This window comes from Anaerocolumna sp. MB42-C2, assembly GCF_030913705.1.
Taxonomy (GTDB): domain Bacteria; phylum Bacillota; class Clostridia; order Lachnospirales; family Lachnospiraceae; genus Anaerocolumna.
In genome coordinates this window covers 3,675,804-3,689,184 of the sequence record NZ_CP133190.1, presented here as the reverse complement: position 1 = coordinate 3,689,184, position 13,381 = coordinate 3,675,804, and the positions used below count along the sequence as shown (strand labels likewise).

Here is a 13,381-nt window from a genome sequence, read left to right as displayed (position 1 = left end):
GACTCCAAACAGAATAAAAAGTTACACTATATTTTTCTTTTTAACAATTTTGTACAAATAAACCTCCAAACCAATATAATATACATATCAGTCCGGAGGTTTTTTAAAACTCAGAAATTTAATTTTGAACTATTATATAAATCAGTGAAATGCTTTCCAGAAAGCTCCATCCGTATTTATAATACTGTTAATATCCTGAAACGGTATCTCAAACTTTTGAAAACCTGCCGCATACGGAGCTATGGCTCCGCTGTCAAAATACACGGTTAGTGAATCTTCACTGATAAAGAAGAATTGGTCTTTGCGAATTAAGTTTTTATCATCAGCGAAATAAACCATTCCCTTCTTCGTATTTTCTTTCATCTGTTTTGCTACTATCTTATTAAGTTTTGATACATAATCACTTTTATTCTGAAATAAATCCTTTAATTGATAGAACTCACCGGTTTTAACATTAATAATATAATAAAAGCTAAGGGGCGTTCCATGAGCCGCACCCACTGGATAATCATATCCGGTTTTATTAATGATCAGCAGATCTTTGATTTGTTCAGCGGTAAAAGAATCACTTACAAATAAATAGTCGCTTTTCTTTAAATTTTTTCTGCTGTCTGTAAATAAGGATTTCAATTTCTTATTGATTGTAGTTTCAACAGCCGAATCTCCTAAACCGCTAATCTTGGGATAATTTACTGTAACGTACTTATTTGGTCTTGATTTTAATGTATTCACGGTAATCCCGGAAGAAAGTTTTGTAATTTCATCCTTTTTCCAGATTATCGTTCCATCTTTTTTCATATATGTAAATTCATTATCCATATTAACCTGAATAATATCTCCAAGTACCTCCATGGTACCTCTTCCCTCTGCTGCGGGAAGTGACGTTACTTTTTTACCGCTCTTATTAATCAAATATGTGTACTTATCATCTGTAGCAGATGCATAACCTCCACTAAATTTACTCAGATCGTAAAACTGATAAGGTGTAAGCTGTTTTCCGGCGCCGTTAAATATTGCAGCTGGTTTTACGTTAAGTAAATACCCCTCTGTCTCGGCCACTTTCTTTTTAACCCCAAACAAATCATTGCCAAGATAAACGATTTCACCATAAGCCGGTTTTATAATCACTTTTCCGCTTAAAGATATTACCCCTTTTAGAAAGGTTTTCGAATCATTTATAATAATATAACCGTCACCGGTAATATCATCATAATATTCATCTTCTTTTTTATGGATACGGTAGGTTTTAAGAGCTTTCCCTTTATTATTTATCACATAGTAGTTATCACCTTTTGAAACAACAGCCGTATGATCCGCACGAAAATCTCCGGCATTATTATATTGCGGTTTTATAATTATTTTTCCCTTTGTATTGATGTAACCATACTTGCCATCTGATTTGGTATCGTAAAATGCCGCCAGCCCATTATGAAACTCTGAAATCCAGCCCTCCGTCTCAAAAATCACCTCACCCTTTTGATTAATTACCTGATTTTTGTTATTATTATAAACTACAGCCAGACCTTCGGAAAAATTTCCTGCACTGTCATAAGTCGGCTGGATAACAGTTTTACCCGCACCATCGATATAACCGTATTTTACTTCTTCCTTTGTTTGAACCGAGATAGGGTATAAAGCAGTTGACTTCCCTGACTTTGTCGATTTTTCCGCTAATAATACCCGGCCGGTGTCAGCCATCGCCGTATTGCAACTCCCTGATGCATACGCCACATCCGTGATTTTGGCACAGCTGAGATACCCTGCAAAAGTTATAACTCCTACCAGTGCTGCCTTTTTGATGTAATTCCTAAGTTGCTTCAATTCTTTTGCCTCCCATGCATTTCTTGTTAATTGTTACTATTTAATCCAAACCTATAATATACATTATAATCTTTTATCCAAAAATTTCACCTTAAGATACTTTAAATATTATTAAGATTTTATGTCGATTTCATTGTGCTTTTTTGTTAAGGCCGCATGTGATTTTATCACAGAATGGATATGTTCCAATTGTTATAATTACACCAGAACAAAAAGCATGAAAGGCGGTATTTATATGTCAAACGTAATTATCATTGGAAAAGGTCCGGCCGGTATCTCCGCTTCTTTATACACCACCAGAGCAGGTATTGATACTATTATTATCGGTAAGGATTCCGGTGCTTTAGGAAAAGCTTCTGAGTATTCCAGAACGGAACACAATTGAGTATCTCAGGATTATTTGTAGCCATTGGTGTTGCAGGAAGCACGGACCTGGCAAAAAAGGTGGGTGCATCTACGGCAGAGAATAAAATTTTAATCAATGAAAATACAGAAACTACTATACCTGGCTTATTTGCTGCCGGTGACTGTACTGGCGGTTTATTACAGATATCCAAAGCTATCTATGAAGGAGCCAGGGCAGGTACTGAAGTTATAAAATTCATAAGAAATAAAACTTCAAAGAAAAGTGCGTAATTACATGCAGTACTATTTGCATCTTAATCCAAATGATGCTAAATTATAAATGATAAATATATCTGATTACAACCAAAAAAAGGAGGTAATTCCGTGGATTCCTATATTTTCTATGGGTTAGCAATTATCCTGCTGCTGATTTCATTTTTTAAAGATAAGAGAAAAACAAAGATGGCTTTAAAAAAGGCTTGGAAAGCATTTGAAAATATCCTTCCGGAATTTCTTGTCGTTATATTGCTGGTAGGATTTTTACTTGCTGTTTTAAACCCGGAAACTATTTCTAAAATTATAGGATCCGAATCCGGATGGTTCGGTACTATTCTTGCAGCATTCATCGGCTCCATCACACTGATTCCCGGGTTTGTTGCATTCCCTACAGCAGCTATACTGGTGGAGAATGGTGCCGGTTATATGCAGATAGCTGCATTTATCTCAACCTTAATGATGGTTGGTATTATAACACTTCCCGTTGAAATAAAGTATTTCGGCAAAAAAATCTCTATACTTAGAAATTTAATGGCTTTTTTATTTTCCTTTATTGTTGCTTTTATAATCGGATTGGTGGTGATCTAAATGAAAAAATGGATAAAAAGATATCGTGTGTTCTTATTTGTACTCCTATTCATGATTGTATTAACCATATTGAACAGACAGTTAGGTTTCAAGGCCTTTACCATTACCGGAAATTCTATCAGGGAAATGTTACTTGTAATTCCGCCTATTTTTATATTACTTGGCTTGCTGGATATCTGGGTTCCAAGAGAAACCATGATAAAGTACATGGGTGAGGGTTCCGGTTTAAAAGGTATCTTACTGGCTATCTTTATAGGTTCCGCTGCTGCAGGCCCTCTCTATGGAGCGTTTCCGGTTGCTGCCGTTCTTTTGAAAAAAGGTGTTAAATTTACCAATCTCCTGATTTTCATCGGTGCATGGTCAACCACCAAAGTTCCAATGTTTCTTTTTGAAATGGCAGCTCTGGGAAACAGGTTTGCAATAACAAGGCTGTTGATTGATATTCCGGGTATTATTATAATTGCATTTATTTTAAGCAAGATCATGTCAAAAAAAGAAATAGAAACGATCTATGAGAATGCTAAGAAACTAGATTAGATCATGATTTATTTTAAAGCCTCTCCAGTCTGCCTTCGGATAGCCGGTAAACCCTATCCATTCCTGCTAAGTTCTCATACCTGTGTGTAATCATTATTACCGTTTTTCCAATAAGCTCATTCAATATAATATCATGCAGGTATGTATCTGATTCTACATCATATCCGGATGTGGCTTCATCTAGTATTACAATAGGAGAATCTTTCACGATTGCTCTTGCTACGGCAAGTTTCTGCTTTTCTCCGCCAGAAAGCTTCGCTCCGTTCTGCCCTGCCATACTATTTCTCTTCTCAGGCAATTTATTGATAAATTCCCCGGCTCCGCTTTGCAAACAAGCTTTCTCAACCATAGCTTCTCCTCCAGATCCATCCAGATTGATATTACTCTGAATTGTATCATAAAACAGATAAGGATCCTGGCTCACTACCGAAAATAGCGAACGATATTTTTCTAAACTGATTTGATTTATATTTTTATTACAAATATCTATTGTACCGCTGGTTGGATCAAGAAATCGTAATAATAGATTTATCAAGGTTGTTTTTCCACTTCCGTTTGCCCCAATAATTGCGACTTTCTCACCTTTTGATACTGAAAAGTTAATGTCTTTTAAAACTTCTCCTTTCTCCTTATATGTAAAGGATACCTTATTAAATTGTATCTTCAGATTTTCTATGTCTATCTCTATCCCTTGATTCGAATCATATTCATTTTCTAAATCAAGAAATTTAAAAAGTCTTTCACCGGACGGATATATACGTGATAAGAAATATTTCAAGTTTATTATTGAAGAAATCGGTCCGGTAACGTAATTGCTATATGTTATAAAGGATAAAACTCCACCGATTGTCAGAGATCCACTAACAACAAGAATTCCGCCGAGAATATAGAGTAAACCGGTCACCAGCCACCCTAATACAATCTCACAACACATATTATATGTATCCAGCATCGTATTTTCTTTCTCATTCTTTAAGACGTTTTTCAGCTTCTTTTCAAAAAATGTATAACGTTGATTATAGAGGTTCCATAGTTTAATATCTTTTACCCCCTCTATATTATCACCCAGCCATGAGGAAAAATCACAGGCATTTTGAATCAATTTCTCCATTTTCCTTTTCTTCTGTTTGGAAATAGCTGACACTGCCAGATATTTTACCGGCACCATAACTAGAACTATTATAGTAAGCTTCCAACTAATGAAAAGCAATCCTGCAATACCGCTTATTACCCGGAATAAAAAGCTGATATTTAATATCATAAACCGATCCATTATGGAGGAAACATGATCAACATCTGTTTGCACACAATTAATAATTTCCGAATTATTTTTATCATTATAATATTCCATTTTAAGATGCAATATTTTATTAAACGCCTGATTCCAAATTGTGAATTTAAATTTATTATGAATATCAATAAATATTTTTGTTTGAAAAACCTCTAGAATTTGATTAGACAGAACTATCCCTAATAGAATAGTAACAGACCCTATGATAACCTGCAGATTCTTCTGTATCATGCCATTATCGGTAATTCGCCGCATAATAAGCGGTTGAAAAAAACCTAATACTGATGATAGTATAAGACAGGTTAAAATAATCCATATTTTATTTTTAAATGGTTTTAAATAACTTAAGATTCTTTTCAGAAACCATAGGTTTGGGTTTCTTTTCCGCATTCGCTCCCTCACTCTGCCTTTCATTGTGCAATAATTGTATATTTATATTATCCCTGCTATGTAGTTTTTAAATATCTAAAATTTACATAGAGCATCCGCCATATTATTTATTGTATATTTCTTTACACTATGTATAAATTCATTTAAATCTATGTTGTATTTTTTTCTAAGTTCCATACATACATCCAACATATCTCCGGATGTAAAATCATAGTAATGTCCAAATAAGTCCCTATCTAAATCATTTATTTCGCATTCTTTAACCGCTTTTAAAATTTCAATTAAATCAGCTATTTTTTCATCTCGTTTATCCATAATTTACACCCCTTTACATACCGCAGAACCGTCTGCGATACTTCCGCAAATAATAAAGAAGTGAAAGAACCGCTTTCGGGCATCCTTTCTTAATCTATATTTTCTTTCACTCTTTAAGACATGAAACCGCTCTAACTGCATCTCAAATAATACAGAAAGAAGTTTTGAATGAGATCTATAGATTCTCCTCCAATTCGAACAATATCTCATTGCATGCTGCTCTCATACTTATCTCATCTAAAGCATTAAACAGAAAAGCATCTTCATATTGGAATGTCTTTATTATATTATCCATAATATGTACCGACGGAACCGTAGTGTATTGACACTCTTTTTCGTCCGGCAGTATAAGAAGGTCCGTGTTTGCTATGTTTATGTAGTTCACTTGATAATTCAATTTATATCTGCAGAGTTTGATCAGGTGATCAAGAAAATCCTGATTCAGTTCCTGGTTATACAGGCTCAGAATACTTATATCACTTTTAATTGCATTACTGATTATAAATGCCAATTCGCCAAACTCACCAAATTCATATGGATTAACCTGCATAATACCTCCGGGCACTCCAATAATAACAACTTCCGGGTTTTCCTCTATAACGCGGTTATATATATATGAATTAAACTGTCTTACTTTCATGCCGTTATCCATGGGCTCAAATAAGAACCGCGGTAAAGTCTCTATCCCAAAGAGCTTACTAAAATCCTTGGTTCCGAAATTCAAAACAGAATAACCCTGCTCGGAGAAATAATTTCCTAATTTCACCTGAATACTGAATTTATCACATCTGTCCCCAATTCCGGCAATCATGATAACGGGGGCAGGAATTGTTAACAGATTTAATGCAAGCTCATTTTCCTGCGTATAATTTGTATAATCAATAAGTTCTACTGACTGCAAATCAAATGTACCGCCAAGAAAATCCTTTAGTTCTTTCGTAATAAATACCCTTTTCTTTAAAGAAATTGCCTCATTTATTTTTTCCTTATAGCTTTTTGCAGATATATTAGCATCCGCATATCCAAAAAAAGCTGCGTCTGCCTGTATTATATTTGCCGCATAATCACTCCATATCTTAATATTGAGAGGATTCCCTCCATCACAGACACTTACATCATCGCCCTCCATTCCAAAACCTTTGGGAGCAATCGGTATTACTTCATTAAATTCTTCTAAAGCTTCTTTGCACCTGGCAAATTCACTAAACTTTCTGCAAAATGGATATATCAATATACTACTCATATAATTCATCCTTTCACTTAATAAATTCACGTCTTCAAATAATCATGAAACATATATTTGGTATACTTTGATAATTTTTATTTGACCGTTTCAAATCTATACCCGTATTCCTGAAGGCGAATTATGTTTTTAAGATATTCCAGTGTACTTCTTCTCACTCCATTACATTTACTGAGTCTCTTTTCTGCCGAAATACCATTTTCATCAATTGAGGCTACCACACAAGAAGTGCAGAAAATAAAAGCCCAGCAATTCTGACATTGCTTTTTTGTAATACGGGCAATGTTCATCATATCTTTAGCTTTCTCTACTGATATACCTGTATTAATGTTTCCCAGTGTCATTTCTTTACATTCTGGTACCTTTTCGCACGGATAAATATTTCCGTCAATATCTATGAACGTTTTTTTTCCGCCCGCGATACACGGTCCGCTAGGATGTCCCTTCTTTGCATGCAAACCTCCCATATGCAAGGAGACATACTTACGATGCAGCTCATGATCATAATCCCCAAATAGAAACTTAGTGGAACTATTATCAATTTCACCAAGCATAGATAACATTTGTTTCAATTCATCTTTACGCTGTTCGATAAATACTGCATCCTCATAGACAATAGACCGGTTGATTGAGGCATCACTAATAAATGATACTTTTGAATATAAACTATCCATCACATCATCTTTTGTAAAAAAGTTTTTAATACAATCATATTCCTGGTTTGGACTTATAACTGTATTGGTACTGCATTTTCTATAATAATCGGGATATCTTTCCTTCATTCTTGCTAAATTTTTTATAACTATATCATAAGAACCCCTTCCATTTTCAAAACAGCGGTTTAAATCATGTATGCTTTTCGGTCCATCTATACTTATTGTTAACCAGACATCCTTTGCTGCCAGGTAATTAACAATTTCATCGGTAAGCAGAGTAGCATTTGTAGTCATTGCATAAGTAAATTCTTTCCCCTCATAATTAGTTTCTATATAAGAGATTACTTCTTTTATAAGGTTTATTTCTAATAATGGTTCTCCGCCGTAAAACCCCACTATACTTTTTTTTGTACATCTTGAATGTTTTACGAGGAAATCTATCGCTTTATATGCGGTCTCAAAACTCATGCTCTTTTTTGAATGTGTGCGGTTATTGTATTTTCCCGAATAAGCGCAATAATCACACCGGAGATTACAATTCTGGGTTACCTGCAGTGTGATTTGTTCTATACATTCATTTAAGTAAAATTCTAAACTTGCAGTATTAGGATGTTCGATTTCAATTAATTCATTTTCTTTACATAATCCATATTTTTCATATTTTTTAATAACTTTTTCATTTTCCTCTGTTATTATTCCTTTTTCTAATTCACAAAGGCCTTTATAATCGGCTTCGTCGATCTTTACAATCCGATTTTCCTGACGGTCATATAAATATGAATTTTTATTTGCCTTAAACACCTTATAAATCATAACATTCTCCCTATACGTTTATTCCTTAAGATATCTGCTGCCTCACCAATTATAGTTTGCAAGAACATTTGATTGCATAATAAAGCAATCAAATGTTCTCAAGGTTGATCTTATCATTATGCGTGAGCGTCCATAGCACTTCTGTAGGAAGTTTCAAAAGCCGCCGTAGTACTGCCGTAATTTAAACCTGCCGAACAGCCGGCACAGGTGCATGAACCACAGCCACAACCAGCACTCAGATCATAAAATGTACTGAGTAAATTAGCGTGATGTGACTTATTCAAAACCTTTTTACCTTTTTCCATACCTATTCACCTCCTTTTTCTTAATTCTATAGTTACATCACCTCTTATTTAAAACACAAGAAATGAATAACCTCCTTAATACTCCCAAATATGTACCAACTAATCAATTATGTCTTATTAACATATATTAAATATGTAATAATTTTACCATAATTGTAATTATTTGTAAATATAAAATTGTGAAATTTTACTGTTTTTGTAAATTATTGAGTGCTTTTTGTATAAAATAGAAATTATGGCTGCTTTCGATCTTATATGTCGTTATCCTGATATAATGCACTATTTTTAAAGGGTCTGCAGCACGCTTTTTCTTTTTTGGGGCACAAAAATAGGACATATCTGGTCGACTGTCCTAAAACTTAATGGTAACACTAGTATCGGAATCCGCATTTTGATTTCAAAGCATAAAAGTAGGCTGTTTCTTAACTAACTAAAACTTTGTAAAACTTACTCCATTATCTGTGACGAGGGTCTGGCAATCTGTATTATAGGAAGCGGAAAGTGTCAGAGTGGGTCATATACTTCTGTGAAGTATATGACCGCAACTTACTACCGCTATCGCTGGTTCAAATTTTCAGAAAACTAGTTCAGAGATTTGCAGTAATATTTTTGCTGCTCATCGTATACATAGCCATTCGCCATCAATACATGGTTAGATGCGTGGTTTTCCGTTTCAGGCCGGACAATAATCCGCATGGCTCTCTCCACGGCTTGAATGGTATCGGATAATAGCCGGATAATCGCTTTTCCATACCCTTTCCCCAGATAGGCTTCATTACCAATCAGGTAATCAATCGAAAAAGTATCGCCGGGTACGGTAATGTTATACCAGTCTTCCATATCGTTTGCGTCATAGCAGTCGTAGTATTGACAAAAGCCAATAGGGGTTTTGCCGTCCATAACAATGAAATGGTGTATCCATGTATAAGTACCATGCCGATCATTGATTTCCGCAAGCCATTCGTCCGTCTCATGATACCACTTCAAGATATAGTCCTTATTTAACCACAAGGTTAGTAAAACAATGTCCGTGTCATTGAGGGGACGAAGAATCAATTCTTTGTTTTTCATTCTTTAGACCTCCATAAAAAATATATAGCGTATTTACATGTCTAGGTACCATTTCACTTGGAGGACCTCGAATCAGAGTTAATGGTTACCACGGGGGACGAATATTATTCATATTATCACTCACCTCTCTAGTCACAAAATATCTTTTATTGTATTTATTATACTGCATTTTCCTCAACTTCACAATTCTAACCACCTTCGATGTAAGCGACTTTTTCAATTAAAGAAGGATCCGTAATAAGATTACCTAAACCAACCCAAATACATATAGGGATGTATAAACTGATATGCAGAACTATATAAACGAATAACTATTTGTGATCTATCTTTATCAGAATTTTAAAAAAGCTTTAATAAACAATTTATAACAATTACGAATCAAATCCATTCTGTAACTTGGGATTTATGATCTTCAAATTATGCTCATTATAAGCAATTTATTTCAATCTTTTTTTATATGCTTCATGCAAATAAAAATTGATATCGCTGTAGCAATTAAAAATTCCGCAAAGATAATAGATGGATTCCATATCTTAAAATAAAAATGCCCAATAAAATATATAGCAAAGAATAAGAGATAAACTCCAACACAATAAATAATGCAATGTTGAATAATGCCTCGTTGTTTCTCTCTGAGCAACATTTGTTGCTGTTGTTTTTCTAATATTTCGGTTTTTACGGATAACTCATCTATTTCTGAGGGTTTTAAAAGATAATCCGTTGTAACATCAAAAATATTACTCAATTCCACTATTTTATCTAACTCTGGTATAGCTTGGCCCAATTCCCATTTTGATATGGATTGTCTCGAAACATTGAGTTGTTCTGCCAATTGCTCTTGTGTTAAATCCTTACTCTTTCTAAGCGTTAAAAGTTTTTCTGTAAAATTCATATAAAATTCCTCCTTGATTTTGGTATGAAAAGTGTACCAAAATCAATGGTTGCAATCCATAAAGCACTCTGTACTTTTTAGCAACTCATGGTTGCAAATAGTGTTCAGTCTTAGGAATTAGCCATTCCAATCATTATTCTTATAGATCCTGTTCAAATTCCTGTATATTTTCCTGTTACATTTCTAGGGGAAGTTCAACCAAAAATGTTTCCTTTCAGTTATTAATGAATCCTAAGTTCGTAATATAGAACAACTGCGAACCATTGAACCCGAACCTTAAGATATATTAAAATTTGTAAATCACTTAGACGAACGAACAAGTGAATATACTTTTTCAGACCAGTCCCAAATATCATAACAGTCATTTCTAACATATAATACCTTCTCTTTTAACTTATCAGGTATATATATTTCTATTTTTTCTTTTTCTTCTAGTGGAACTACAAATTTATATAACCAATCCTCTAGAATCACTTCATCTTTTACTTTCATCGGCAAAACACCATCATGTATACACGCAGGATGTTTTATAAGGTCATCATACTTAAAATAGAATCTAATACCAGGTATAAAGTTTATGCTTAAATCTTCATCTGTAGGAAACCGCTTTAATTTTCGTTCTATTACCAGCCTGTCTCCTGCTTGACAATTTCCCCATGCAAACATAATATATTCAAAGTAATCAGCAGGATCTCCAGCAGCATTCCTATCCTCTGCTATTAACTGCTCTACTGGTACTTTTTTGACACTGAGTGCAGATAAGAGACTACCACATTTTAATATGTTTATAGCATTCTCTATGGATGTCGTATGGCAAACCAAATCAGTCATACATCCCCTTCGTTTTGGACATGCAGTACATTCTGTTATCTTGTCGGGCTTTGGTATTCCCATATACTTCTCTTTCTTACTGATCGCTTCTTGAACCAAATGAAGTATTCTGGTATCCTCACACTCAATTTCACAGTTTCTGCCGTGATTCTTTTCATATTCAACAAACTCTATGATATTGCGTAGTTCCCACTCGCTTATATTAGGGTAGCCAGAAAGTTTTTTGTATAGCACGCCATCCCATACCTCTGTAAACTCATGATTTCCGATATTTATTATCAAATTCGATTCTCCTTAATAGCTCGTTAAATACTAATTTTTATCACTACATTACTGCAAAATCTTTAGTTCACAATCTAAACCTATAACGAATCAATGCACAAATTATACCACTTTAAACATATTATATCTACCTATTTATTCCAATTGTACAACTATCAATATTTAGCATTCAGTATACCTAATATTCTAAATCCCGAATAACCTTTCTAATTCAATACCATTATTATCCACTCCCTGATATCAATATTAAAGCATTTCTTTTTAACCCTCCTCAGGGAAATGGCTATTCTTCATCCAAACTATCCGGTAAACTTACAAAACCGTCTCCACTTGCCTGACTGGTATCCTGCTTAATCCCACGGGCTTTACTTTCGACAAATTCCAGTTCATCAACCATTATTTAATACCATATATCTTCTGTCCCTCCTTATTGATGTAATTATCATTCGCTAAATCTTCCTTGCTTGGAGTTGTATCACCGGATGGAAATGTTTATGTTCGTTTGCGACAAGTTCAATTAGTTTGTTAACATTACTATTTTCCAAATTGAATCACCTCTTTTTTAACACGAAAAAACAGACTACTATATTAGCTAGTCTGCCACTTATTATTTCATTTTAAATTGATATATCATTAACTCTACATACTGGCATTTATTATGCTACAGATTATGCTCATAATCTTCCTGTATTGTTTCCACCATAAGGTGAAACGATTATATCTTGTCAGATAAGCTTACTTGATTTTGCAAAACATCAACGCGTAAAATATTGCACATTTTTTCAGGCTCTTCAAAGCAAGGGCTGTGTGCGGAATTTTCAAATGTATAGAAACCTTTTATGGGAGCCTTTAGCGCCGTTGCAAAATCCTTTGCAACTACATAAGATGTTTGATAGTCGTGCCTACCTTGGAAAATATACACGGGCACCTGCAAGCTAGGTACCTGGTCTATTAAATCCATTTGAATCATACAATCACACAAACATTTTAGAGAAAAGCTGCTACCTTGCGGAAATTTGAACTTTTCACCTAAAGTATACCCCTTATATCTAAGCACAATTGCAACAAAGTCCAGCATGGATGACATGCTTCGCATAACACCGATACCAAGCTTATTCATGCCTTTACTCCGTACTCCAATAAGATATTTTAAACTGATGTCACCACCAGTTTCAATTGGAAATTTTTTTAATTGTCGTATCATTTTTTTGTTGTTTGACTTGCAAAATTCCTCCAGCATATATGTATATGCCAAACGTTCTGACCGCTCCTGTTGCGCTACTTGTCCAATGCCTATATAAGCATAAAAAAGCTCAGGCTGTTGCTTAACTGTAATCACCCCCAACAAAGAACCCCATGAATGTCCCATGATATATATCTTTTCTTTTCCAAAGCGATTGCGTAAATAACGCGTCACCTCAATCGTGTCCGAAACCATCTGTTCAAGTGTCATTTCTTTCGGAGTAATTTTACGGTTATATGATATTCCGCTGCCTCTTTGTTCCCACCAGCAAACAGTAAATAGCTTTTCTAAGCCAGTCGTGTATTTTTCAGCAAATGCAATTTCGGGTGAGCCAGCTCCTCCATGTAAATATAGCAACACAGGGTTTTCAGTATTTTCGCTCTGCAAAAACATGCCTTGCTTTGACCCATTGATTTCTATGAAGAACTTTTCGTTCATTTTTTTACCTCGCAAATTATTAATAATCATCGTTACCAATTTCA

The 13,381-nt window shown here is 34.5% G+C and carries 14 protein-coding genes; 4 read left to right on the top strand and 10 right to left on the bottom strand.

Going from position 1 to position 13,381, the window contains the following annotated elements; all coding sequences use genetic code 11:
- Positions 1-141: 141 nt before the first annotated feature.
- Positions 142-1,821 (bottom strand): WG repeat-containing protein, encoded by a 1,680-nt coding sequence (locus RBU59_RS16380; RefSeq protein WP_308143579.1) that lies wholly within the window; start codon positions 1,819-1,821, stop codon positions 142-144.
- A 235-nt stretch (positions 1,822-2,056) separates the two neighbouring features.
- On the opposite strand from RBU59_RS16380, the gene RBU59_RS16375 reads away from it, so the two are divergent.
- The 4 genes from RBU59_RS16375 to RBU59_RS16360 all read left to right on the top strand — a co-directional run bounded on the left by RBU59_RS16375 (position 2,057) and on the right by RBU59_RS16360 (position 3,567).
- Entirely contained in the window at positions 2,057-2,206 is a 150-nt protein-coding gene (locus RBU59_RS16375) for an FAD-dependent monooxygenase (protein WP_308143578.1), read from the top strand.
- Complete coding sequence (locus RBU59_RS16370; RefSeq protein ID WP_308143577.1) at positions 2,203-2,457, top strand: FAD-dependent oxidoreductase; 255 nt, start codon at positions 2,203-2,205, stop codon at positions 2,455-2,457. Before RBU59_RS16375 ends, RBU59_RS16370 begins: the two co-directional genes overlap by 4 nt.
- A gap of 93 nt (positions 2,458-2,550) precedes the next feature.
- A complete protein-coding gene (locus tag RBU59_RS16365) occupies positions 2,551-3,030 on the top strand; it encodes a permease (protein ID WP_308143576.1) in 480 nt (159 codons plus the stop codon).
- Entirely contained in the window at positions 3,031-3,567 is a 537-nt protein-coding gene (locus tag RBU59_RS16360; RefSeq protein ID WP_308143575.1) for a permease, read from the top strand.
- 13 nt (positions 3,568-3,580) lie between these two features.
- On the opposite strand, the gene RBU59_RS16355 is transcribed toward RBU59_RS16360, so the two are convergent.
- From RBU59_RS16355 to RBU59_RS16315, 9 genes are all read right to left on the bottom strand, one after another.
- On the bottom strand, positions 3,581-5,248 hold the full coding sequence (locus tag RBU59_RS16355; protein WP_308143574.1) for an ABC transporter ATP-binding protein: 1,668 nt from the start codon (positions 5,246-5,248) through the stop codon (positions 3,581-3,583).
- Positions 5,249-5,323: 75 nt separating this feature from the next.
- A complete protein-coding gene (locus RBU59_RS16350) occupies positions 5,324-5,563 on the bottom strand; it encodes a hypothetical protein (RefSeq protein WP_308143573.1) in 240 nt (79 codons plus the stop codon).
- Between the two features lie 175 nt (positions 5,564-5,738).
- The gene (locus tag RBU59_RS16345) at positions 5,739-6,806 is read right to left on the bottom strand and encodes a TIGR04066 family peptide maturation system protein (RefSeq protein WP_308143572.1); all 1,068 of its coding nucleotides are present in this window, start codon (positions 6,804-6,806) and stop codon (positions 5,739-5,741) included.
- 77 nt (positions 6,807-6,883) lie between these two features.
- Positions 6,884-8,275: a Cys-rich peptide radical SAM maturase CcpM gene (gene ccpM, locus RBU59_RS16340; protein WP_308143571.1), complete on the bottom strand. Its 1,392-nt coding sequence runs from the start codon at positions 8,273-8,275 to the stop codon at positions 6,884-6,886.
- 116 nt (positions 8,276-8,391) lie between these two features.
- Positions 8,392-8,580 carry a hypothetical protein gene (locus RBU59_RS16335; protein WP_308143570.1) on the bottom strand — a complete coding sequence of 63 codons (189 nt, stop codon included), beginning with the start codon at positions 8,578-8,580 and terminating at the stop codon, positions 8,392-8,394.
- A 582-nt stretch (positions 8,581-9,162) separates the two neighbouring features.
- A complete protein-coding gene (locus tag RBU59_RS16330; RefSeq protein WP_308143569.1) occupies positions 9,163-9,651 on the bottom strand; it encodes a GNAT family N-acetyltransferase in 489 nt (162 codons plus the stop codon).
- 442 nt (positions 9,652-10,093) lie between these two features.
- The gene (locus tag RBU59_RS16325; RefSeq protein WP_308143568.1) at positions 10,094-10,543 is read right to left on the bottom strand and encodes a helix-turn-helix domain-containing protein; all 450 of its coding nucleotides are present in this window, start codon (positions 10,541-10,543) and stop codon (positions 10,094-10,096) included.
- A gap of 300 nt (positions 10,544-10,843) precedes the next feature.
- Entirely contained in the window at positions 10,844-11,656 is an 813-nt protein-coding gene (locus tag RBU59_RS16320) for a hypothetical protein (RefSeq protein ID WP_308143567.1), read from the bottom strand.
- A 715-nt stretch (positions 11,657-12,371) separates the two neighbouring features.
- On the bottom strand, positions 12,372-13,337 hold the full coding sequence (locus tag RBU59_RS16315; RefSeq protein WP_308143566.1) for an alpha/beta fold hydrolase: 966 nt from the start codon (positions 13,335-13,337) through the stop codon (positions 12,372-12,374).
- Between the last annotated feature and the right edge of the window lie 44 nt (positions 13,338-13,381).